Below are 20,925 nucleotides of genomic sequence, written 5' to 3' on the forward strand. Positions count from 1 at the left end.
CGCGGCGTGTTTCGGCGAGAACGCCGGCCAGCCTCGCCTCCAGCCATTGAGTCTCGAAAGCCCGTCTTGTTGTGAAACCAAGGCGGGCTTTCAGCGTTGGCATTGTCCGGCCGCGGACGGAGCTCCGAGCCTTCGCGCTGATCACTTCAAGGCGTAGAGATAGGCGGCGATGTCGCGCGCCTGCTGCTCGGTGATCCCGGTCGACGGCATGGCGGTGTGCGGGTTGATCTCCCTGGAAGCACGGATCCATCGGATCAGGTTCTTCGGATTGTTCGCCAGCACGCCGCCGACGAAGACCCGGTCGGCAAAGCTGGCATCGAGCCGCGGGCCGACTTGGCCTTTCGCACCCGGAACACCTTTAATCGTGTGACAACCAGAGCAGCCATTTGCCGCCATGATGGGAATGGCCCGTGCGGCCACGCCGCCGGTGGCCGAATCCGCTTCGAGCGTGCCATGTTCGCCCTGAGCGGGCCACCAGATCACCGTCCCGACCAGTGTTATCAGGAGAATGAGAACGCCGGCGGCCTTCACGGCAGGTCTAGACTGGGCGGGGGGCATTCACCACCTCCCTGCTTCCATTCTTTCGGATCCAGAGCCCTGCCAGCAGCAAAGCGGCACCGCCATAGATGAGGCCAGCGGGAACCCACATCACCAGACCGGCGAGTTGCTGATCCTCGATCGGCGTCAGCCTCCACAGCCCGGCGCCGGCGGCGTTCTCCAAATACCAGGGTCTGGGTGAGAGCAGCAGCAGGACGCCGAGCAGGCCGGTATGAAGCGATGTAACAAAGAGATGCAATACGGCGCTGCCATAGCTGTGCCGTGTACCGGCGCGCGGCATGAGCCCCCACCAGAACAGCAAGGCTGTGCCGAGGAAGCTCGCATGCTGCGCATAATGCAGCACGCCTCGCTCGAGTGCCGCCTCGAACAGAACCGGTATGTGCCAGGCCCAGATTGCGATGCCGTGAATGATGGTGGCGTTGAGCGGCGAAGTGAGAAAGGCCCAGACCGCCTTTGGAGCGCCGCCGTGTGTGAGCCTGCCTGCGGCGCGCCGGAGCGGAGCGGGTAACGCCCAGATCAGGGCTGCCGCCGGGGCCGAGGCGACGAGAAGTGGCGCCGCCACCGCCATCAGCAGTTCATGCTCGATCATATGCGCGGCAAATACCTGTTCGCCAAGCGCATGGATCGGGCTGACCAGTGCTCCCGTCAGCACGCTCCATCCAGCCGTGAACACCAGAGCCCGCCGTATCAGCCGGGGCCGGCCTCGGGCGCTGCGGTTCCACAATCGCCTCGCCCCGACAGCATAGATGAGAGCCAACGCCACCAGCGGCAGGGTGATGGGAAACGCAAGCGTCCAACCAGGGTCGGGCGCGCCGGCACCGTAGCAGATCGAGGTGGAGAAGAACGGGTCGGGTCTTATCGCAGGCACCCGTCGAGAACGAGCGAGGCGCTGCCCTGCATGACGATGACCAGGGCAAACAGAAGAGCCGCCAATATGCCGAGATCAGCAATGAAATTCTCGGTGCTGCGTTTGCGGCCCGATTGCAAACCGGCGCCGCTCCGGCGCTTGGCCCACCAGGACGAAGCACCGCCCAGAAGCGAAAGCAAAGCAAGCGGCAGTGCCACGGGAAGCACAACGGCGACCCGATGATCGCACTGCCAGGGCACCAGCGCGTAGTTCAGCTGCGTCGAGGTGGCCCAGGCCAAGGGCCCGGCTAGAAGACCGCTCCAGGATGTTCCCAAAGGCGACGTGCGCATGTCATTCGAGCCTCGGTAGCCAGTAGATGAGCAGATAGATCGGGATCCAGGTCAGCACCACGAAATCCCAGTAGAAGACGTTGTCGCCGACATCGCCGAAGCGCCGGCCGCTGTGGCCATGACGCGTAAACATCAGCACCGTCAGCACGATCGTGTCGCCGACATCGGTGATCAGGTGCGTGGTGTGCAGCCCGAGCAGCACCCACAGCATCGAGCCGTAGGCATTCGTGTCCCAGTAAATGTTCAACGCCGGAAACTCGAACCAGCGCACGACCAGCGGCGCGATGCCCAACAGCGACATGACAACCAGGCCGATCCGCACCGGCACGATCGCGCATTGCTTGGCATGGCCGTTCAGAACGTGGTTCGGAACCATGCTGACAATCAGCAACATTGTTACGATCGTTCCCGGCCAATGGTTTGGTGCCGCGGCCCCTAGCGGCCATTCGGGCCATGTCAACGCCAGATAGAGATAGGTGCCGGCTGCCAGCGCGAAGCCGGTGCCTTCCAGGGCCATGAAGCCGAGCGTGCCCCACCAGGTCGTGCTGCGCGAACCATGCCCAAAGGTCGGAAGGGCGGAGACATCCGAGGCCGGGCGTTGCTTCATTCCTCGTCCTCCGGATTGCCCTTGGGCCAGAACCAGCCGATCAGGGTGACAGCGAGCGGGAGGGCGCCCCAGACGATCGCCCATGGCGTGAAGATCGAATAAAGGAAGGTGCCCCCCACGGCCGCGGCTGCAAGCAGGGGCCAGAGTGACGGCCCTGCCGATTTTTCGCGGATGTCGGGCTGGGCGTCCGCCACCGTCGAAACCAGGATCTCACGCGCATCGACGCGAAGCCCCGTTGCCACCGGCATTATCTCGCGTTCGGCCCAGAGCGGCTCGGCGTGGGCGACGACGGGAATGCGCTCGAAATTATAGCTCGGGGGTGGCGACGGCGTTGCCCATTCCAGCGTGCCGGCGTCCCAGGGATTGTCGCCGGCCGGCGCGCCCTTCAGCGCTCCATGCACAAGATTGAAGATGAACAGCAGAAAGCTCGAAAAGAAGAGAACGGCCCCGGCGGTGATGAACAGGTTGATATTGCCCCAGCCGAGTTCGGCCGGATAGGTGTAGATCCTTCGCGGCATGCCCCACAAACCAACGATGTGCATGGGGAAGAAGGCAGCGTTGAAACCGATGAAAGCCAGCCAGAAATGCCGCCGCCCCCAGCGCTCGCTCATCATACGGCCGGTGAACTTGGGGAACCAGAAATAGGCTGCCCCAAGCAGTGGAAAGACCGATCCTCCGATCAGCACATAGTGAAAATGCGCCACGACGAAATAGGTGTCGTGCACCTGCAGGTCGAGCGGCACCGAGGCGAGCATGACGCCGGTGAGCCCCCCGATGACGAAGATGAAAAAGAAGCCTAAGACGAAAAGCAGGGGCGTTCGGATCATCGGCCTGCCGTCCCAAAGCGTGGCCACCCAGCAAAAGATCTGCAGTCCATTGGGAATCGCGATCAACATGCTCGAGGCGGTGAAGAAGCTTGCCCCCAGCTTCGGCAGCCCCGTCGCGAACATGTGGTGGACCCATAGGCCGAACGACAGGAAACCGACCGCGATCAGCGACAGAACCAGGCCAAGATATCCGAACACCGGTCGCCGCGCGAAGACGGGAATGATCGCCGAAACCATGCCGGTCGCGGGCAGGAAGATGATGTAGACCTCGGGGTGTCCAAAGAACCAGAACAGATGCTGGAACAGGAGGACATCGCCGCCTTCGGCCGGATTGAAGATGTGGGTGCCGACAAGCCGGTCGAGGATCAGGAAAGTCGAGGTGATCATCACCGCCGGCATGGCGAAAACCACGACGAAGGAAGTCACCAGCATGGCCCAGACATAGACCGGGATCTTGTCCAGCGACATGCCGGGCGCGCGCTGCTTGAGCACGGTGACGATGGTCGCGACAGCGACGGCCAACGACGAGACTTCCGTGTAGGTGATCATCTGTGCCCACACGTCGGCGCGCTTGCCTGGCCCGAACTCCGGCCCGGACAGGGGCACATAGGCGAACCATCCGACATCGGGCGCCATCGAGAGAGCAAACGAGACCCAGGCAAAGAGCCCGCCGGAAACATAGACCCAGTAGCCGAACGCGTTCAGGCGGGGAAAGGCGATGTTGCGCGTGCCGACCATCAGCGGCACCAGATAGAGGCCGCTCGCCTGCACGACCGGCACGGCGAACAGGAACATCATGGTGACGCCGTGCATCGTGAACAGCTGGTTGTAGAGATCCGGCCCGATCAGTCCGCGTTGGGGGCCGGAAAGCTGGAGGCGCATGACGACGGCGTTGAGCCCGCCCAGGCACAGAAAGACGAATGCGGTGATGAGATAGCGCCGCGCGATGACCTTGTGGTCGACGCTCGCCAGCGCCCCGATGAGACCGGGCGGCGTGCGCCAGGTCCGGGTGAGCCAGCGATGCAGGCTGGCGTCGTCCATCTCGGTATCGCGGAGACGGTCAGGTTTCGGCGTAGCCTCTCTTTCGGAGGCCGCCTCGTGCGCGGGCGGCAGGCCGCGCCCGCTTATAAAGCCGGCGCGGCTCATTTCAGGCCCTCCAGATAGGCGACGATCTGATTGAGTTGGTCGCCATCGAGCTCGACCATCGGCATATGGACACCGGGCTTGGCGCCCTGCGGATCGGCTATCCAGGCGGCGAGATTGCCTCGACTCATCGTCAGTGTTCCGGCGGCGAGCGTTTGGCGGCTGGCGATGTGGGTAAGGTCGGGGGCGACCCTTCCCCCTGCGGGCGTGCCGCGTATGGTGTGGCACATCACGCACGGACGCTTGATAAACAGCTCGGCGCCGGCCTTGGCCTCCTCGCTTGCCGGTGCAGCGGCCGCCTTCAGCTGGTCATTCCACCAGGCATCGAATTTTGTCCGCTGCTCAGCGATAATGAAGGTGCCCATATTGGCGTGCTGCGCACCACAGAACTCGGCGCATTGGCCGCGATAGACGCCGGGCCTGTCCGCTTTGATATCCAGCACGTTCAAATGGCCGGGGATGAGGTCCAGCTTGCCCGCAAGGCTCGGGACCCAGAAGGAGTGGATCACGTCCGTCGAGGTCAGAAGAAGCCGCACCGGCTCCCCGGCCGGTATGTGGATCTCGTTGGCGGTCGTCAGAATGCGGCTGGGCGTGGCATCCTCATAGCGAACCTCCCACCACCATTGGTGTCCCGTCACCCGGATGGTCAGGGCGGCATCCGAACCGATCGCGGCGAGCGTCCTGTTGGCGAAAAAGCTCAGCACGGTGAGGCCGATCAGGATCATGGCGGTTAGTCCGGTGGCGGCTCCGACCATGCGTAATTTGCGGCGCTCCGCACCGATATCGAGTGCCAGCGGCTCGGTGCCGCCGCGCTGCCGCATCAGCAGAGGCGCGATGAGGGTGACCATCAACAGCACCCAGACAAGGGTGCAAAGCCCTGTGAAGAACCAGATAAGCCAAGCCAGCTCATTGGCGGCGGGCCCTTTGGGATCGAGCGCCGACTGCCACCCCGCGCATCCTTGCAGACACAACAGGCAGGCGGTGGCAAATGCCGCCGAGGCGAGGCTCCTCACGGCGATTTCCCCAGCGTCGCGGCATCCGGCATACGATTTTCGGCCGGATGCACCATCATGTCGTCATTGCGGGAGGGCGCGGCGGCGGAAGGTGCGTTCCCGCTCAGCGAGCGCACATAGCCGGCAAGCTCCCAGATCTGATCGTCGGGGATTTTGGTGCCGAAGCTCGGCATGCCGTTCGGACGGCCGTCGCGGATCGTGGCATGGATGCTTTCGATCGAGCTGCCATAGAGCCATTTTTCGTCCATCAAGGCCGGGCCCATGCCGCCGCCGCCATTGGCATGGCATCCCGAGCAGTTGAACCAGCTGAACAGGCGTTTGCCTTCGCTGAGATGAAAGGCATTGGCCTCGAAGCGTGCCGCCTTGCTGGACCCGGCAGCAGGTGTCTGGCCTCCGGCCTCCAGCGTGGTGACCGGGGCGGGCTGCACGGATCCGAACGGAGGTTGCGGACGCGTCTCGCGCTCTTCGCGCTGGCACGCCGGAAGTGCCAGCGCCGCAGCCAGCAGCAAGGGGCCGCCCGGCCTCATGGCGCTGCGCTCGCGGTGGCAGGCAACAGCGGCACGCCATATCGCGCCAGGATCCCATCGATCTCAGCCTTGTGCCGGGTGAGGGCTGCATCGACTTCGCTGCGCATCGCATCGTCTTCGCGCCGCACGCCCATGGAAATGTCGTAGGTCATCGGCAGCAGCGGTCCGTCCATGGCAGGCGCGACCGGCGTGATCCGGAGCGGGACCTTCTGCTGTCCGGCGAAATAACCGGCGAGAGGTCCCCAGACCACCGCCAGATCGATGTCCCCGCCGGCCACCGCCTGGACGATGCGGGCCGCGGGGTTGGGCGCGGAATAGTCGCCATAGACCGGGTAGCCGATGAGATGGCCGACGATCCCGCGTCGGCCGAGCGCCTGGACAGGCGGCGAGTTGCTGCCGTCGTCACCGATCAACTGCACGCCGATGCGCATATGGCGCAGGCGCGGATCGTCGAAGGACGTGATGTCCGCATCCTTCGCTCGCGTGACGAAGACATAGGACGATCTGTAATACGGCGCCGTGGTGCGCAGCATTTCGAGATTGGTCGGGGTGCCGAGCACCAGATCGCAGAGCCCGGCTTTCAGAGTATTGCGAACGAAGCCCCGGCGCTGCGCCCACCATGTGTAGGACAGTTTGGCGCCGAGGTCGGCGGCCACGATCTCGGCGATCCTGTTCTCGAAGCCCTGGCCGGCCGCGTTGGAAAAGGGCATGTTGTTCGGATCGGCGCAGGCTCTGAGATCGCGCGCATCGGCCGCCGCCGCGCCGAGCGCGATTGCAAAAGCCGTGACGGTGGCCTGTAGTCGCCTGTGTGCGCCCGGCCTCCCTGTCGTCTTGCGTGGATCAGCGCAGTCGGAACACATAAAGCGTGCCTCCTGCCGTGGTCGCGGTTTTCAAGTCCTTCATGGCATTGGCGAAACCGAGTGCCGCGGTAGCGTCGCGCGGGTCGAGATCGCCGGAGACGATCGCGCCGGCCCAGCCGCCGACTCCCGACAGAATGGCGACATATTGGTGCCCGTCGGGGCCGCGATAGGTGATGGGCTGGCCGATGATCCCGGAAGACGTCTTGAATTGCCAAAGCAACGCGCCGGTCTTTGCGCTGACGGCCTTGAACCAACCCTCCATGGTTCCGTAAAACACGACATTGCCGGCAGTCACGACCGCGCCGCTCCAGACCGGAAAATTCTCCTTGATACTCCAGGCCGGCTTCTCCGCGGCGATGTCCCAGGCCGTGAAGGCGCCGCGATTGCCGCCGGGACCGGGTACCATGCGAACATTCATGCCGACATAGGGCGTACCGGCGATGTAGTTCACCTCGACGCCTTCTTCATCCATGCATAGATTGTTATGCGGGATGTAGAGCAGGCCGGTCTTCGGAGAAAATGCGGAAGGCTGCCAGTCCTTGAGACCGGAGGCCGTCGGGCAGATATTTCGAACGACTTTGCCGGTACCGGTCTGCTTGTCTGGATTTACGATAAGGCGGCCCGTCTTGAGATCCACACCCCTGCTTGAATTGACAGGTCCGTATGGCGTTGCCGAAAGAACCTCGCCGGTGGTCCGGTCCAATATGTAGATGTAGCCATTGCGCTCCGGCCGGACGAGCACCTTGCGGGTCCTGCCGCGCCAGTTCATGTCGAGCAGGATCTGCTCATTGACGCCGTCATAATCATGGAGGTCGTGCGGGGTCCACTGATAGAACCATTTCGCCGCACCGGTATCGGGATCGCGCGCAAAAATGCCCGCGGTCCACTTGTTGTCGCCAGGGCGCAAATCCGGGTTCCAGGGCCCGGGATTGCCGGTGCCGTGAAAGATCAGATCGAGGTCGGGATCGTAGGAGATCCATCCCCACATGTTGCCGCCGCCGATTTTCCAGGCCTCGGGCGGCCATGTGGTCACGCCGAGGTCCTTGCCCTTGTCCCCATCGTAGTATGGCTTGAAATCGGACCCGATCAGCACGTCCTCGTCAGGGCCGGTCGCGAACGCCGTCCAGATCAGGTGCCCGTCGCCGGCGTCGAGCGCTTTGACCCAGCCGCGTACGCCCATCTCACCGCCGGAATTGCCGACCAGAACCTTGCCCTTCACCACCAGCGGCGCCATGGTGATGGTCTCGCCGATGTTGATATTGCCGAGATGAGCGTTCCAGATCGGCTTCCCGGTGTTCGCATCGAGCGCGATGGTGTGGCCATCGAGCGTGTTGAAGAAGAGGCGGCCGTCGGAAAAGGCCGCGCCGCGATTGACCACGTCGCAGCAAGCAACTCCCTGGGCCGCGAGGTCGGGCGTGGGCTCGTATTTCCATTTCATCGGTGCGCCCGGCTTGGCGAGATCCAGCGCGTAGACGAAATTGGGAAACGGCGTCACGATATACATCGTGCTGCCCACCACGAGCGGCGCAGCTTCCTGGCCTTTGTTCACACCGGTGGAGAAGGTGAAGGCCACCTCCAGATTCTTGACGTTGTCCTCGTTGATTTCCGCGAGCTCGCTATAGCGTGTCGAAGCGTAGTTTTTGGCCGGCATCGTCCATTGCCCGTCTTCGGGCGGCGCGGCGGCCGCGGGCGGCGAAATCGCCGGCGCCGGAAGCGTTTCCGAGGCGACGGCCGGCAATGGGATGCCGAGCAGAAGCAAAGCCGTGACGACAACCGGCAGAACATAAGCCCGGCTCGACGCCGGGCAGCCGGTTCGTGCCGGGGCATCATATGGTGCTCTGAATCGCACGACTGGCGTCATTTCAAAGTCTGCCTCCGGCGCCGGCCGCATCCTGCGGCGGCGCGACGACGGCCGGGACCGGGAGGTCCAGAGCCGGTGACGAAACTCGCGACGATGCATGGCGTTGAAGCATCATTGTTCGATGGCAGCATGAACGGTCGACGCCGGACGGTGCACGGGTCATCGTCACCATCAGGCACGCTGATCGCCCTGCTGAGCCCCACCGAACGGACAAGTCGCTGCTTTGTTCCTGCTGCGCGGCTTTCCTTCGCGGGGACGACCTGTAACAGCCTCGTCCCCGCCGGGAGACGGCTGGGATCGGCAGCTGCGAAAGTGTCGCCCCTCCTGGAAGGAACGATTGTGGTGGCGCCGTGTTCGACACCTCATGGAGCAGCTTCGATCCGATTTCGCCGTCATGGGGCAGCCAGGCTATTGGCTGGCGCTGGGACTTTTGTCGGTTCCATACGGATTGGGAGTGTGGTTCCTGCTGGAAACCTGCCACTGCCTATAGGCTGACGCGAATGCCCTCAGCATCGCCAAAAAAGATGCGTGAGCCGGAATGCGGCCTGGCCCGGGCGATGAAGGCCATGGTCCCTTCAGCGGCCATCTGCGCGTAGCCCGCGAAGAGCCCCCCGGGGCCGCCGGCTCGCAGATCACGCCGTTACCCACGATTGTGGAACGGCGATGGAACGGATGCTCCCCACTCTTGTTGGGAACGCTGCAATCGAAGGCCTCCGGGATGCGCAGCGCACAACAACCACTATCGGCGTCTGGCTGGCCTCTCCGGGGAGCCGCGCTCGGGTCTTGCGCCTTGTGCCTGCCATCCTGCTCCGGGGTCCTAAATCCGTTAGGTCCTGTCGGGGCGGCCGATGCCGAGATACTCGTCGACGCAACCGTGGTCATGCTGGTCATCGTAATTCCCACGATCATCTTGGCTTTCTGGATGGCGTGGCGTTACCGCGCCTCCAACAAGGCTGCTGAATATCTGCCCTACTGGTCCTATTCCGGCAGGATCGAAGCGGTCGTCTGGTCGATTCCGATTCTGACGATCATGTTCATCGGCGGGCTGATCTGGATCGGTTCCCACAAGCTCGATCCGTTTGCACCTCTGTCCTCCAGGGAACCGACCCTCGAGGTGCAGGTCGTCTCGCTCGACTGGAAATGGCTGTTCATCTATCCCCAATACGGCGTTGCTTCCGTCAATGAGCTGGTCGTTCCCGTCGGCACGCCCGTTCGTTTCTCCATCACTTCGGCGAGCGTCTTCAATACTTTCTTTATCCCGCGCCTGGGCTCGATGATCTACGCGATGCCCGGCATGGTCTCTCGGCTGCATCTTCAGGCGGACAGTCCTGCCCAGATCTGGGGGACCTCAGCGCAATTTTCGGGCGACGGCTTTTCCGACATGCAGTTTCAGGTCAGGAGCGTTCCCGGCATCGAGTTCGGGCATTGGGTGGACAACATCGTCACCGCAGCCCCGATCCTGGATAAAAACGTCTACGCCGGACTCCTGCGCCAGAGCCAGCGTGTTCCGCCGACGTCCTACCGGCTCACCGATCCCGGCCTCTTTGACGCCGTGGCCACACAGGCGCTTCCGCCCGGACCGGGACCGATGCCCGGCAATTCCCCGCATGCCGGGCGCGAGCTTTCAGCAGGCGGAAAGGATTGAGCATGTTCGGCAAGCTGGACCTGACGGCGATCCCCTTGTCCCAACCCATTCCCCTGGTCACATCGGGCGTGGTGATCCTGCTTGGGTTCGGCGTGCTGGCATTGGTCATCATCAAGGGCTGGTGGCCCTATCTTTGGCGCGAGTGGATCACCAGCGTGGACCACAAACGAATCGGCATCATGTACTGCCTTCTCGGTGTCTTGATGCTCATCCGAGGCTTTGCCGATGCAATCATGATGCGCACGCAACAAGCCGTCGCCATCAATGCCGAAGGCTATCTCCCGCCTGAGCACTACAACCAGATCTTTACGGCCCATGGCACGATCATGATCCTGTTCGGGGCCATGCCTCTGGTGCTCGGCTTCATGAACTTTCTCGTGCCGCTCCAGCTCGGCGTGCGCGATGTCGCCTTTCCAACCTTCAATTCGGTGGGGTTCTGGCTGACCGCGAGCGGCGCCCTGCTCGTCAACCTGTCCCTCTTCATCGGGGAGTTCGCCCGCACCGGCTGGCTGCCCTACCCGCCGCTGAGCGAGACCACCTACAGCCCCGGTGTCGGCGTCGACTATTATTTGTGGGCCGTTCAGATCTCGGGAATAGGAACGCTGATCACCGGGATCAACATCGTCACCACCGTGCTGAAGATGCGGTGCCACGGCATGAGCTATCTTCGCATGCCGGTGTTCTGCTGGACCGCATTGGCCTCGTGCCTTTTGATCGTGGCAGCATTTCCGATCCTGACCGCTACGCTCGCGATGCTGACCTTGGACCGATATGCCGGCTGGCATTACTTCACGAACACAGCAGGCGGCAATCCGATGATGTTCGTGAACCTCATCTGGGCGTGGGGACATCCGGAAGTCTACATCCTCGTCCTGCCGGCCTTCGGCATTTTTTCGGAGATCTTCTCGACCTTCTCCGGCAAGCCGCTTTTCGGCTACCGCTCGATGGTGGCCGCCACCTTGTTCATCTGCGTCGTTTCCATGCTGGTCTGGCTGCACCATTTCTTCACCATGGGAGCCGGCGCAGCGGTCAACACCTTCTTCGGCATCTCGTCGAGCATCATCGCGGTGGGCACCGGCGTGAAGATCTACAATTGGATCTTCACCATGTATGGGGGCCGTGTCCGGTTCGAGGTGCCCATGCTGTGGTCAATGGGGTTCGTCTTCACCTTCGTGATCGGCGGATTGACGGGCGTGTTGCTTGCAATCCCGCCGGCGGACTTCCTGACGCACAATTCCATGTTCCTGGTGGCGCATTTTCATAATGTGATCATCGGCGGAGTGGTGTTTGGCATCTTTGCAGGCATCGAATTCTGGTTTCCGAAAGCCTTCGGCTTTCGTCTGCACGCGGGCTGGGGCAAAGCAGCCTTCTGGTTCGCGTTCATCGGCTTCTGGGTAACCTTCACGCCGCTCTACGTGCTGGGATTGGAGGGAATGACGCGGCGCCTGCAGCACATCAATTTCCCGGAATGGAGTCCCTGGCTTTCCTTGTCCGTGGTGGGCATCGGCATACTTGTCCTGGGCGCGATCTCGCAGGTTGTGCAGCTGGTGGTCAGTGTCCGCCAGCGCGACCGTCTGCGCGATGTGACGGGCGACCCGTGGGACGGCCGTTCGTTGGAATGGGCGACGCCGTCACCGCCGCCTTTCTTCAACTTCGCCGTCATGCCAAATGTCGAGGGCGAGGAAGCCTATTGGGGCATCAAGCTGCGCGCGGTGGAGTCCCAGCAACTATCCCCCGAACCGGAATACCGACCGATCGAAATGCCGCTGAACAGCCCCGTCGGGGTTTACACGGCGTTTTTTGCCTCCGTCTTCGGCTTTGCAATGATCTGGTATATTTGGTGGCTGGCGATCGCGGCCCTGGCTGCGGCTTTCGCGGGTTTCGTGGTCTTCGCCTGGCGTGACGTAAACGAGTTCGAGGTGCCCAGCGACGTGGTCGCGCGTGTGGATCGTGCCCGACGGGCGGCGCGGGAAGCCCTCCTCGAACGGCTCGCCCGCCAGGAGCCGGCGTCATGACCAATGCCGGGCTGCCAGCCAGCGTCGAAGCTCTTCGGCGTGTTCGCGAAGATCCTCATCGACTTGGCCATCGCAGCCACGGCGGCGACGCGCCCGCTGCGGGCGCCGGTCATGGCACGACCGGGCCCGCCCAAAAGCGAATCCTCGTCGGCTATGGCTTCTGGATCTATCTTCTCAGCGATATCGTGATTTTCTCCTGCTTTTTCGCTGCCTTTGCGGTGCAACGGGAGGCGAGCGCCGGCGGTCCCACCATCGCGCAGATCGTCGACGTGCGGCGGGTCGGCTTCGAAACGGCGGCGCTCCTGCTCTCCAGCTATACCTGCATGCTGTCGTTCGCCGCCACCAATGCCAGGAGCATCCTGTGGACTCAGGTCTTTCTGGCCCTCACCGGATTTCTGGGATTGCTGTTCGTTCTGCTGGAATTGCATGAATTCGTCGAACTCGCCGCCCAAGACATCACGCCCCAGCGCAGCGGAATGCTAACCTCTTTCTTCGGCCTGGTAGGCCTGCACGGCTTGCATGTGACCGCCGGCGGACTTTGGCTCGCCACCATGATGGCTCAGATCCAGATCAAGGGATTTCGTCCGGAGATCATTCACCGGCTGATCTGCTTCAATCTCTTCTGGCACGCCCTGGACATCGTCTGGATCGGCATTTTCACGATCGTCTATCTCATGGGAGTTCGCGCATGAGCAGATCTGAATCGGACATGCATCGTCATCCCGGCGCAGCGACCGACCTGGCAGACCACGCTCCCGGCGATGAGCCTCGGGAGGACAGCGGACATTGGGTGCGCAATGCCAATCTGGGTCTGGGATTGTCGATCCTGCTGACCGCCGCGGCCTTTCTTCTGGCCGGACGGCCCATCATCTACGCACCGGCCATACCAGCAGCGCTTCTTGTACTCGCCATCGCTCAGATGGGTGTCCATCTGGTCTTCTTCCTCCATATTACGACCGGGCCGGACAACACCAACAATGTATTGGCGCTCGCCTTTGGTGTCCTGGTGGTCTTCCTGATCGTCCTCGGTTCGATATGGATCATGGGCCACCTGGCGCTCAACATGATGCCTATGGAGCGAATGGAGCAGATGCAGCATTAACTGACGAAGCCGAAGACAGTCCGGGAAAAACATGCGGCCACACATTCGCGGCTTCCCCGGCCACAGTCATACCTGATCGTTGCATCATTCCGGCTGAAATCCGTTTCCGGCCGCCCCCGCCAGTGCAAGGAAGGAAAGGAGACCGACATGCCCGCCAAGCCAACCATCGCGCGTATCTGGCGCGGTCGCACGCGAAGGGAGATCGCCGATGTTTACGAGCCTTACTTGCGTGCCGAAGGCATTCCGCCGCTTGAGAAGACCGCACTCGGGGTGCAGTTATTCCGGGAGGATGGAGAGACGGAGACTTGGTTCACCACCATATCCTACTGGGCCAGCATGGACGCCATGACCGCTTTCACAAAAGGGGAGCCGACGAAGGTCCACCATCTGGAGCGCGATGCCGAATTCCTGATCGAGCTGCCCGAGCGGATCGAGATCCACCGCATCCTCGTCGACAGGCAGGGCCTGCGCTGAAGGCCCGAAACGATCGCAGCGGCCGGCACCGCACCGTTCAGGTGATGACAATCCGACGACGGGCCGTTTCCCTGACAATGACCGAACGCCTCTAACTCATTCCAAACGGCAGATCGGCGGACGGATCTTGTGTCACTCGAAAGGCTCCTGCTCCAGGACCGGAATGAAGATCTCGTCCCGCTCGGTGACCGCCCAGATGATCTGGATGAACGGCATCCAGTAGCGCTTGGTACGGATGCTGCGGCGGGTGGTCAGGGGCACGTCCGGGACGGCGACAATCATCGTTCGGCCGCCCTGGCCGAACAAAGGCTTGATCTCATTGTCGATCTGCCAACGGGTATGCCGTCCGAAGGTGATGGCCAAACAGGATCCCTTGAATCCGATCATAATCTGATTGCCGGCGCGGGAAAAATTCATGCGATCGGTCTCCTACGTCCGGAAGGATTTGGCAGAGGCTGTGGCATCGCTGAACTTCCCGGCCGGGGCCCGCCCTTTTCCACACGAACCGCCCCGATGCGCGTGCGATCGAGCTGAAATTCGCGTCGTCACTGGCGGGGGTATTTGTCTGAGGCGACGGCCGGGGACAACATCATCGCTTCGGCTAATTCAAAGCATCTGGCGGGGTGGCAACAGGAGGCAGGGACAGCCATTTCGAGTTCGTCGGTCCCGTCGACGGGCGTGGCAAAAACCAGCCTCTTGCAGATGAAGCATGCCCAGCTGATTTCTACGAGTTCCACCTCGAGCTCTTCTGTGTTCATCAGCATTCTCCGCCGAGTATCTGTTCAAACTCCTCAGGAAGAATGACGTTCCCCGGACGTTCCCGAAGAGTGACGCAATCCGGACCCGCGAAAGAGCGTGAGCGAGTTCGGCAATGCCGGAACGGCGACGCCATTTGTCACGCGCGCACCTCTCCCGTTGCGAACGCTAGAGCAAAGCGCGTTCAAGCGTGAACGCTTATTTGCTCTAATTCATTGTTATGACGCGTCTTTGCGATTCTAGGTGACTCCGTCTAATCGCAAAACGCTATAGGCCCGCCCAATTCGATCGGCGCTGGAACAGGATGAAGCTGTGTTGGTTGGGATATCCGAATGTCCGGCGAAACAGTCATTCGCCGCCGGTTTGACGGGTACCAGGGAGAACATCATGGCTGACAGACTATCCCTCGATGATTTACGCCGCGAGTTCGACACGCAGGTGTCCGATCTGAGGAAGGAAATAAATACCCTTGCCAAGGCCATGTCGGAACACGGCTCCGATACATGGGGACGGACACGCTCGGCGATGTTCGAAGCTGCCGATCGAACCGGAGATACTCTTCGCGAGGCGCGAGCGCAGGCGCAGCGCGTGTCCCATGCAGCAAGGGAGAATCCTAAAACGGCTGCAACGCTCTTGTCTTCCGCCGGCGTGGTGAGTTTTCTCCTCGGCTTCGCCCTCGCAAACGCATTGCGCAGCGAGGACCGGCGCTTTTAGCTGCAGGGGACGATAACCGGAGTAGGGCGCGGCTGACGGCATGCGAACGGTCCCGTTTTGTTTGAAGACCTCGGGGAGCGCTACAGCTCCTGGAGGCAGGGTTTCAATTCCCGGGCTTGACCGCGCCCCGACCGGTGTTGGAATCGCGGAGATACCCCATGGGACAAGCAACCTTTTCCAGCCCCGTTGAAGTGAACGGCCTCACGATCAGGGATGCGGATGAAGCAGCAAGCTACCTTGCCGACTACTGGCCGGCCCGCGGGGGCAAAGCCTATGACCTAGCTAAGGCCGCCTGCACTGAAGCGATCGCGGGGCATCGAGACCCTGACGAGGCGAGAGCTGCATTCCTGTTTGCTGCGAAGGAAGCCGGCGTCATTGCTCTGGACTAAGTTCGCAGGGTCAGGAACCAACACGCGGCTCCAACGTTTCTAGGCCGGAGGTGATCTATGGACGTCCGCTGGAGCGCCCCGGTCAGAATTGAGCTGGCCCCCGGGCAATATCGCATTATCAGCTCGACCCTCGAAGCCGCGACCTTCCTGTTGAAGGAATGGCCGGACGGAGATGAGAGCATTGCCGTTTGGGCGCGACGTGTCTGCCAGGAGACATTTACGGGCGTGCGGGCAGCCGAGGATGCCCGATCGGCCTTTTTCCTTGCCTGCCGCAATGCGGGACTTCGAACCATGCCATAGGCAATGGAACAGCACCCCGGGGACCCGAAAATCTGGAGTCATCCGGTTGAAGTTCGAGACCGGCAGGGAGAATTGCGATGCCTGATCCAACCGATCCGACGCCCGTTGTTCCGCCAGTGACCACCCCAGCGCCCATACCGGAACCGAACCCCCAACCTCCCAGTGACCCGCCAATTCCGGGCAGCACTCCGATTCCGCCAGACCTACCGGATCCACCGCAAATGCCGCCGCTGTTTGGGCCTGCAGGGACGGGACCTCCGGAAAGCCGTTGAGCTCGACTTCCTCGGCCGCACATCATACCTTCCGGAAGGGACGCGCCATAGCTCTCTCGCTCGCGGTATATGATATCGCTTCGCAAATCCGGAAAGCCGGGGGCTGCCGCCAATCCGGCCGAGCTTTTCATTTATCCTAAGCGGCCCGGCCCTCATGCTTAGGAGGCGCGAAGCACGAGAAACCGGACCGCCGGACTTTGCTCTGCGAGGTCGGAGCAGGGTCAACACGGGGCATCCGCGACCTCACGCGCATCGAACTTCAACGCTGCCCATGTGTTCCATGAAATTAATACGGCCCGCTGGTGCTTTTTCCGGCAAGGAACGAGAAGCCGGGGTTACCTCCAGGGCAATTCCCTGTTGCCGGCGGGCCACCGGGTATCGCGACATCGCGCCGGAAATGGCGACGTCCTCGCACGATGCAATTGCAGTGCCATTTCAACGCGAGGGCCGATTATGCCGCTAGTGGCGCTATCAGCGCAGACCGCGTGCAGTCCTCGATCTTGTTCTGCACAGAATCAAGATCGCCGTCGACGACGACAAAATGGCTCTCGCTAAAGGAGATCGTGGTCGAGTCACCGTTGGACTCGAGAAAACAAATGCGGTCGACGTTAACGGCGATCACATGGTGATCATAGGCGCGTTTAAGGCGGCAGATAATCGGGGGCATGGGCGTCGTCCTTCTAAGGTGTAGTCGGCCCTATGCTGGCACCGAGCATGCGCTCACACCCTGACGCGATATGAGCGATGGTTAAGCTGGCGTCCTCTCCTGCGACAAGACTACCACTTCGATAGCCTTTGTCGATCCTGCCGTAACGTCTACCTCCTCGAAAAAATCGCCCGCCGCGGGGGGCGAGCGGGCAAGTCTGGGTTGTCGCGGAAGTCGACGGTATCTAACGCCGTTGAGCTCGGTTTGTTCCCTCACCTCGAAACACGCCCTGCAAAGAGCACCCGAAGCGCGGCAATGCAGCGCGCATCCGACCGAAGCGTAGGCACGCTCGGCGAAGCCATAACGGCGGCGATTGCTGCTGGTTCGCACGGGAGCCTGGCGCGTGCGGCGGGCCTCTGCTTGCATCAGTCGAGACGCGGCTTGCCCGAAACGCATACAATCCTATCACTTAAATTTGAGTGTCTCACTTCTGGGGTGCACTCCACAACCCGTCACGCAAACTCTTCCGGGGGGCATGCCTCCCACATCACGCCTCGAGAGCAATGCCCGAGATCTCGGCGCAGATGGCGACCAGACGATCCTGCAGCGCCTCATCACGAGCCTCGGCGTTCGGTTCCATCCTCTGGAGATGATAGAAATAGTGGCCGGTGACATCCGCCTTCGGATCCTCGCCGGCGACGAGCCAGGTCTGGGTCAGATGCGCTTGGCTCATGTCGTCGGGCGCGCCCGGTCCTCCCATCCTCGTCGGCACCCAGCCCGGCTCCAGCGCATTCGAGAAGACGCCGGGCCAACGCCGGGCGATCGCGAACGCCAGCATCGCATCGTGGAGTTTGCTTTCAGCATAGGCGGTCGAGCCATTCCAACGACGCTGCTTCCACAGAATGTCATCGAGATTGGCGTGTGCATGATGGTGCATGCCAGAGCTGAGATAGACGAGTCTTTTCGGGCGCCGGATCAACGCGGTGAGGATATAGGCCGATAGCGTGTTGATTGCGAAGACATGCGGCAGGCCATCGGCGGTGAGCCGATGCCCCTCGCGATAGCCCACCGCCGCATTGTGCATGACCGCGTCGAAGCGGCCGAGCGCGTTGACCTGGGCCGCGACGTCCTTGGCGCCTTCGATGGTCTCAAGATCGCCGACTACGACGGCTTTCGCCTGGGGTAGCTCTTTGCGGGCCGCCTCGGCGCGCGCTGCGTTGCGGGCGTGGAGGACGATCTCATGGTCTTGAGCGGCAAGCAGATCGGCCGCCATCATCCCAAGGCCGGTGGATGATCCGGAAATGAAGATACGTGACATTGAATTTCACCTGTTGTTGCACGGGCGGCCCCGAAGCTCCCGGCGAATGTATTGACGTCATGATTGCGGGCTTCGGGCGGTCAGGACGAGCCCGGCTCCGAGCAGAGCGCAGACAGCGCCGAACAGATAGACGGCAGCGTAGTCGAACTGACCGGCGATGACACCGGCGATGGGCCCCGATACGCCGTAGGCGATGTCGAGGAAGCAACGAATGCCCCCATCGCGCTGCCGCGGTTGGCGGGTGGCACGCGCTTCAAGACTTCGACACCAAGGGCGGGGAAGACCAGCGCGCAACCAAGGCCCGTCACCAGGGCCCCGGCGAGTGCGACGACTTCATGCGGTGCCGCCCAGATCATGGCCTGACCAATCGCCTCGACCACCAGCGACCATAGTGCGACACGGTAGCCGCTCATCCGGTCCGGAAGGGAGCCGAGGACGAGGCGGATGAAGATGAAGCCGATGCCGAAGGCTGTCATGACGAGCCCAGCATGGCCCCAGTTCCGCGCCGCGAAGTAGAGCGAAGCGAAGGCGGTGAGCCCTGACAGACCGACACCTTGCAGCATCAGGCCGAGGCCTTCGCGCCAGATCTGCCAGATCACCTTATGGAACGGCAACCGCTCGCCGGCGGGGTTCGTATAGGACATTTCGAAGGAGGCGATGCCCCCGGCAAGGAGCGGCGCCGCGATACAGGCGATCATTGCTGCCTGGAGACCATAGGCCTGGTAGAGCAGCATGCCGATCGGCGCGCCGACCGCTAGGGCCGCAAACATCGCGATGCCGGTCCACGACATCGACATGCCGGCACGTTGCGGGCCGACGGAGGCGATCGACCAGGAAACACACCCGGTAACGAACTGGCTTTCGCCGAAACCCGCGACGAGGCGCCCCAGAACGACGACAGCGAGGCTGATCATGGGCGACAGGCCCGGCATGGCCGCGATGAGATACATCAGCCCGGCCAGTGCGCAGACGACCGCGCCCTGAAGGGTCGACCGTTTGCCGCCATGCTGGTCGGTCAGACGTCCGGCATAGCCGCGCGTGAGCACCGTCGCCAGGAACTGGACACCGATGGCCAAACCGACAACGAGATTGTTGAAGCCAAGCGTGTCGTGGATGAACAGCGGAATGACCGGCAGCGGCAGGCCGACACAGAGATAGCCGCAAAACAGCGCGGCGATGATGCCTGGTGCTGGACGGGAAAGATAGACAGGCGCGGCGCCGGATAGGCGGGCGCGATTGACGGTTGGTGCTGACATGACAGCCTCCATGCCGGTAAATTGAAGAAGGGAAGAAGCGCCGGCCGCGGCAGCAGCGCCTTTGCGTCAGGCCGAAGCCTCCGGAACCGACGTCCCGAACCGATCCGGCCTGTAGCCGCTCACCTCGAGCAGATGAGCGAGTGAGGCGTTCACACGCGCGTGCAGCTTGGCGACGTCGACGCCGACCAGCTTTCCGCCGCGCTTGCGAATTTCGCCGGCCACCATCACCGTATCGACATTCGAGCGTTCGACGGCGTGCACGATGGTGCCGATAGCGTTGGTCGCCGGGAAGACGGCGATGTCATCGGTGCGGACCATGATGATGTCGGCCTGCTTGCCGGGCGACAGCGTACCGATTTCGCTTTCGAGCCCCGCCGCTCGGGCGCCGTTGACAGTGGCGGCCCTGAGCACCGCTTCCACCGAGATCGGTGCGGGCACAGCGCTCTCGCCCCGAAAGCGCCGATAACGCATCGCCGAGCGCTGCTGCCCGAACAGGGCATGCATCTCGCCGAACAGGTCGCTGCCAAAGGCGGTGTCGAGATCAATGCCGATCGCCGGCGACAGGCCATGATCGATAGCCTGCTGATAGGCAAAGCTCTCATCGTCGAAACCGAACAGCGCGTCCGAGCGCGGGTTGACGGTGACGTTGACGCCCGAATTCCCGAACAGTTTCCATGTCTCCTGCGGAATGCGGGTGCAGTGATTGAAAATGTTATGCGGCCCGAGCACGCCGGGCTCCGCGAATTCAGGACCGAGTTTGGCGAGATCGCCGATGAACTCGGTAAGGATGCGCATGTCGAGGCCGCGCGCGACCCTCCACCATTCGAGATTGAGCTGGCCGAACAGGCCGACGCGCACCAGGCCGCTGCCGGTGTTCCAGTTGTCGGCGAGACGCCTGAGATCACCGGGCAGATGAGCGGCGGACGCCTTCTTGTCCATGGCGGCGCCGACCATGTGCAATGCCCGGATGCCGCTGCCGTCCAGCGCGTCAAGCGCCGCGTCGGTATGCTCGGGGCTGCGCGACGAATGGCAGGCGTCGATGATCGTCGTGATGCCGGCATCGAGCGAGGCGAGGGCCGTCAGCTTCGTGCTCAGATACATGTCTTCCGGACGGTAGTGGGTGCCCAGCGTCTCGGCGACGACGGCGATATAGGCGAAGAGATCGTCCACGTTGGGCATCAGCCGGCGCAGCACGCCGAGCCACATATGATGGTGGGCATCGACGAGCCCAGGCATGACGATGCTGCCGCTCGCATCGATCGTTTCGGCGTCGCCTGCCGGGAGGTCGGCGCCGACTGCGACGATCCGGCCCCTCTCGATCAGCACGTCGCCGGTAGTAAGGCTGGGAATCTGAGGGTCCATCGTGACGACGGTGCCGCCTTTGAAAATCGTGCGGCTGTTCTTCTGTGTGCTCATGATCAATTCCTCTTCCGGGTTGACGAAAC

The 20,925-nt window shown here is 62.5% G+C and carries 23 protein-coding genes; 8 read left to right on the forward strand and 15 right to left on the reverse strand.

Going from position 1 to position 20,925, the window contains the following annotated elements; all coding sequences use genetic code 11:
• Nucleotides 1-141: 141 nt before the first annotated feature.
• Genes J8I29_RS24765 through J8I29_RS24805 form a run of 9 tightly spaced genes read right to left on the reverse strand, consistent with a single transcriptional unit; the run spans nucleotide 142 to nucleotide 8,485 of the window.
• Nucleotides 142-558 (reverse strand): c-type cytochrome, encoded by a 417-nt coding sequence (locus tag J8I29_RS24765; protein ID WP_209433684.1) that lies wholly within the window; start codon nucleotides 556-558, stop codon nucleotides 142-144.
• Nucleotides 539-1,426, reverse strand: a complete 888-nt coding sequence (locus J8I29_RS24770) for a cytochrome c oxidase assembly protein (protein WP_348536156.1) — start codon at nucleotides 1,424-1,426, stop codon at nucleotides 539-541. Before J8I29_RS24770 ends, J8I29_RS24765 begins: the two co-directional genes overlap by 20 nt.
• Nucleotides 1,414-1,755, reverse strand: a complete 342-nt coding sequence (locus J8I29_RS24775) for a hypothetical protein (protein ID WP_209433685.1) — start codon at nucleotides 1,753-1,755, stop codon at nucleotides 1,414-1,416. Before J8I29_RS24775 ends, J8I29_RS24770 begins: the two co-directional genes overlap by 13 nt.
• Nucleotide 1,756: 1 nt before the next feature.
• The gene (locus tag J8I29_RS24780) at nucleotides 1,757-2,362 is read right to left on the reverse strand and encodes a cytochrome c oxidase subunit 3 (RefSeq protein WP_105860032.1); all 606 of its coding nucleotides are present in this window, start codon (nucleotides 2,360-2,362) and stop codon (nucleotides 1,757-1,759) included.
• Nucleotides 2,359-4,335: a cytochrome c oxidase subunit I gene (gene ctaD / locus J8I29_RS24785; RefSeq protein ID WP_209433686.1), complete on the reverse strand. Its 1,977-nt coding sequence runs from the start codon at nucleotides 4,333-4,335 to the stop codon at nucleotides 2,359-2,361. Before ctaD ends, J8I29_RS24780 begins: the two co-directional genes overlap by 4 nt.
• On the reverse strand, nucleotides 4,332-5,345 hold the full coding sequence (gene coxB, locus J8I29_RS24790; RefSeq protein ID WP_209433687.1) for a cytochrome c oxidase subunit II: 1,014 nt from the start codon (nucleotides 5,343-5,345) through the stop codon (nucleotides 4,332-4,334). Before coxB ends, ctaD begins: the two co-directional genes overlap by 4 nt.
• Nucleotides 5,342-5,872 (reverse strand): c-type cytochrome, encoded by a 531-nt coding sequence (locus tag J8I29_RS24795; RefSeq protein ID WP_209433688.1) that lies wholly within the window; start codon nucleotides 5,870-5,872, stop codon nucleotides 5,342-5,344. Before J8I29_RS24795 ends, coxB begins: the two co-directional genes overlap by 4 nt.
• Complete coding sequence (locus J8I29_RS24800) at nucleotides 5,869-6,732, reverse strand: substrate-binding domain-containing protein (RefSeq protein ID WP_209433689.1); 864 nt, start codon at nucleotides 6,730-6,732, stop codon at nucleotides 5,869-5,871. Before J8I29_RS24800 ends, J8I29_RS24795 begins: the two co-directional genes overlap by 4 nt.
• Nucleotides 6,713-8,485, reverse strand: a complete 1,773-nt coding sequence (locus tag J8I29_RS24805) for a methanol/ethanol family PQQ-dependent dehydrogenase (protein ID WP_280871140.1) — start codon at nucleotides 8,483-8,485, stop codon at nucleotides 6,713-6,715. Before J8I29_RS24805 ends, J8I29_RS24800 begins: the two co-directional genes overlap by 20 nt.
• A gap of 826 nt (nucleotides 8,486-9,311) precedes the next feature.
• Here J8I29_RS24805 and cyoA point away from each other — a divergent pair.
• The 5 genes from cyoA to J8I29_RS24830 all read left to right on the forward strand — a co-directional run bounded on the left by cyoA (nucleotide 9,312) and on the right by J8I29_RS24830 (nucleotide 13,829).
• Entirely contained in the window at nucleotides 9,312-10,238 is a 927-nt protein-coding gene (cyoA, locus tag J8I29_RS24810; protein ID WP_209433754.1) for a ubiquinol oxidase subunit II, read from the forward strand.
• A gap of 2 nt (nucleotides 10,239-10,240) precedes the next feature.
• Complete coding sequence (locus J8I29_RS24815) at nucleotides 10,241-12,253, forward strand: cbb3-type cytochrome c oxidase subunit I (RefSeq protein WP_209433690.1); 2,013 nt, start codon at nucleotides 10,241-10,243, stop codon at nucleotides 12,251-12,253.
• A complete protein-coding gene (locus J8I29_RS24820) occupies nucleotides 12,250-12,945 on the forward strand; it encodes a cytochrome c oxidase subunit 3 (RefSeq protein ID WP_209433691.1) in 696 nt (231 codons plus the stop codon). The genes J8I29_RS24815 and J8I29_RS24820 overlap by 4 nt, the downstream gene beginning before the upstream one ends.
• A gap of 17 nt (nucleotides 12,946-12,962) precedes the next feature.
• The gene (cyoD, locus tag J8I29_RS24825; RefSeq protein WP_105860023.1) at nucleotides 12,963-13,355 is read left to right on the forward strand and encodes a cytochrome o ubiquinol oxidase subunit IV; all 393 of its coding nucleotides are present in this window, start codon (nucleotides 12,963-12,965) and stop codon (nucleotides 13,353-13,355) included.
• Between the two features lie 147 nt (nucleotides 13,356-13,502).
• The gene (locus J8I29_RS24830) at nucleotides 13,503-13,829 is read left to right on the forward strand and encodes a hypothetical protein (protein WP_209433692.1); all 327 of its coding nucleotides are present in this window, start codon (nucleotides 13,503-13,505) and stop codon (nucleotides 13,827-13,829) included.
• Nucleotides 13,830-13,961: 132 nt separating this feature from the next.
• Here J8I29_RS24830 and J8I29_RS24835 read toward each other — a convergent pair whose 3' ends face one another.
• Nucleotides 13,962-14,246, reverse strand: a complete 285-nt coding sequence (locus J8I29_RS24835; RefSeq protein ID WP_105860021.1) for a hypothetical protein — start codon at nucleotides 14,244-14,246, stop codon at nucleotides 13,962-13,964.
• A gap of 128 nt (nucleotides 14,247-14,374) precedes the next feature.
• A complete protein-coding gene (locus J8I29_RS24840; RefSeq protein WP_209433693.1) occupies nucleotides 14,375-14,587 on the reverse strand; it encodes a hypothetical protein in 213 nt (70 codons plus the stop codon).
• A 385-nt stretch (nucleotides 14,588-14,972) separates the two neighbouring features.
• On the opposite strand from J8I29_RS24840, the gene J8I29_RS24845 reads away from it, so the two are divergent.
• The 3 genes from J8I29_RS24845 (at nucleotide 14,973) to J8I29_RS24855 (ending at nucleotide 15,988) form a co-directional block, all read left to right on the forward strand.
• Nucleotides 14,973-15,299: a hypothetical protein gene (locus J8I29_RS24845; RefSeq protein WP_105860019.1), complete on the forward strand. Its 327-nt coding sequence runs from the start codon at nucleotides 14,973-14,975 to the stop codon at nucleotides 15,297-15,299.
• A gap of 158 nt (nucleotides 15,300-15,457) precedes the next feature.
• Nucleotides 15,458-15,688: a DUF982 domain-containing protein gene (locus tag J8I29_RS24850; RefSeq protein ID WP_209433694.1), complete on the forward strand. Its 231-nt coding sequence runs from the start codon at nucleotides 15,458-15,460 to the stop codon at nucleotides 15,686-15,688.
• A gap of 57 nt (nucleotides 15,689-15,745) precedes the next feature.
• Nucleotides 15,746-15,988 (forward strand): DUF982 domain-containing protein, encoded by a 243-nt coding sequence (locus tag J8I29_RS24855; RefSeq protein ID WP_209433695.1) that lies wholly within the window; start codon nucleotides 15,746-15,748, stop codon nucleotides 15,986-15,988.
• Between the two features lie 723 nt (nucleotides 15,989-16,711).
• On the opposite strand, the gene J8I29_RS24860 is transcribed toward J8I29_RS24855, so the two are convergent.
• The 4 genes from J8I29_RS24860 to J8I29_RS24875 form a co-directional block, all read right to left on the reverse strand.
• A complete protein-coding gene (locus tag J8I29_RS24860; protein ID WP_105860016.1) occupies nucleotides 16,712-16,927 on the reverse strand; it encodes a hypothetical protein in 216 nt (71 codons plus the stop codon).
• A 526-nt stretch (nucleotides 16,928-17,453) separates the two neighbouring features.
• Nucleotides 17,454-18,224, reverse strand: coding sequence for an SDR family NAD(P)-dependent oxidoreductase (locus J8I29_RS24865; RefSeq protein ID WP_209433696.1), 771 nt, complete (start codon nucleotides 18,222-18,224; stop codon nucleotides 17,454-17,456).
• Between the two features lie 80 nt (nucleotides 18,225-18,304).
• Complete coding sequence (locus J8I29_RS24870) at nucleotides 18,305-19,480, reverse strand: arabinose transporter (RefSeq protein ID WP_209433697.1); 1,176 nt, start codon at nucleotides 19,478-19,480, stop codon at nucleotides 18,305-18,307.
• A gap of 66 nt (nucleotides 19,481-19,546) precedes the next feature.
• Nucleotides 19,547-20,896, reverse strand: a complete 1,350-nt coding sequence (locus J8I29_RS24875; protein ID WP_209433698.1) for an amidohydrolase family protein — start codon at nucleotides 20,894-20,896, stop codon at nucleotides 19,547-19,549.
• Between the last annotated feature and the right edge of the window lie 29 nt (nucleotides 20,897-20,925).

Origin of the sequence: Labrys sp. LIt4 (genome assembly GCF_017813775.1) — a bacterium.
Lineage (GTDB): Bacteria > Pseudomonadota > Alphaproteobacteria > Rhizobiales > Labraceae > Labrys > Labrys okinawensis_A.

Coding starts and splice junctions, on each gene's coding strand:
- J8I29_RS24765 (WP_209433684.1), bottom strand. CDS start 558: ATGCCCCCCGCCCAGTCTAGACCTGCCGTGAAGGCCGCCGGCGTTCTC.
- J8I29_RS24775 (WP_209433685.1), bottom strand. CDS start 1,755: ATGCGCACGTCGCCTTTGGGAACATCCTGGAGCGGTCTTCTAGCCGGG.
- J8I29_RS24780 (WP_105860032.1), bottom strand. CDS start 2,362: ATGAAGCAACGCCCGGCCTCGGATGTCTCCGCCCTTCCGACCTTTGGG.
- ctaD (WP_209433686.1), bottom strand. CDS start 4,335: ATGAGCCGCGCCGGCTTTATAAGCGGGCGCGGCCTGCCGCCCGCGCAC.
- J8I29_RS24795 (WP_209433688.1), bottom strand. CDS start 5,872: ATGAGGCCGGGCGGCCCCTTGCTGCTGGCTGCGGCGCTGGCACTTCCG.
- J8I29_RS24800 (WP_209433689.1), bottom strand. CDS start 6,732: ATGTGTTCCGACTGCGCTGATCCACGCAAGACGACAGGGAGGCCGGGC.
- cyoA (WP_209433754.1), top strand. CDS start 9,312: ATGCGCAGCGCACAACAACCACTATCGGCGTCTGGCTGGCCTCTCCGG.
- J8I29_RS24815 (WP_209433690.1), top strand. CDS start 10,241: ATGTTCGGCAAGCTGGACCTGACGGCGATCCCCTTGTCCCAACCCATT.
- J8I29_RS24820 (WP_209433691.1), top strand. CDS start 12,250: ATGACCAATGCCGGGCTGCCAGCCAGCGTCGAAGCTCTTCGGCGTGTT.
- cyoD (WP_105860023.1), top strand. CDS start 12,963: ATGCATCGTCATCCCGGCGCAGCGACCGACCTGGCAGACCACGCTCCC.
- J8I29_RS24830 (WP_209433692.1), top strand. CDS start 13,503: ATGCCCGCCAAGCCAACCATCGCGCGTATCTGGCGCGGTCGCACGCGA.
- J8I29_RS24835 (WP_105860021.1), bottom strand. CDS start 14,246: ATGAATTTTTCCCGCGCCGGCAATCAGATTATGATCGGATTCAAGGGA.
- J8I29_RS24840 (WP_209433693.1), bottom strand. CDS start 14,587: ATGAACACAGAAGAGCTCGAGGTGGAACTCGTAGAAATCAGCTGGGCA.
- J8I29_RS24845 (WP_105860019.1), top strand. CDS start 14,973: ATGGCTGACAGACTATCCCTCGATGATTTACGCCGCGAGTTCGACACG.
- J8I29_RS24850 (WP_209433694.1), top strand. CDS start 15,458: ATGGGACAAGCAACCTTTTCCAGCCCCGTTGAAGTGAACGGCCTCACG.
- J8I29_RS24855 (WP_209433695.1), top strand. CDS start 15,746: ATGGACGTCCGCTGGAGCGCCCCGGTCAGAATTGAGCTGGCCCCCGGG.
- J8I29_RS24860 (WP_105860016.1), bottom strand. CDS start 16,927: ATGCCCCCGATTATCTGCCGCCTTAAACGCGCCTATGATCACCATGTG.
- J8I29_RS24865 (WP_209433696.1), bottom strand. CDS start 18,224: ATGTCACGTATCTTCATTTCCGGATCATCCACCGGCCTTGGGATGATG.
- J8I29_RS24870 (WP_209433697.1), bottom strand. CDS start 19,480: ATGTCAGCACCAACCGTCAATCGCGCCCGCCTATCCGGCGCCGCGCCT.
- J8I29_RS24875 (WP_209433698.1), bottom strand. CDS start 20,896: ATGAGCACACAGAAGAACAGCCGCACGATTTTCAAAGGCGGCACCGTC.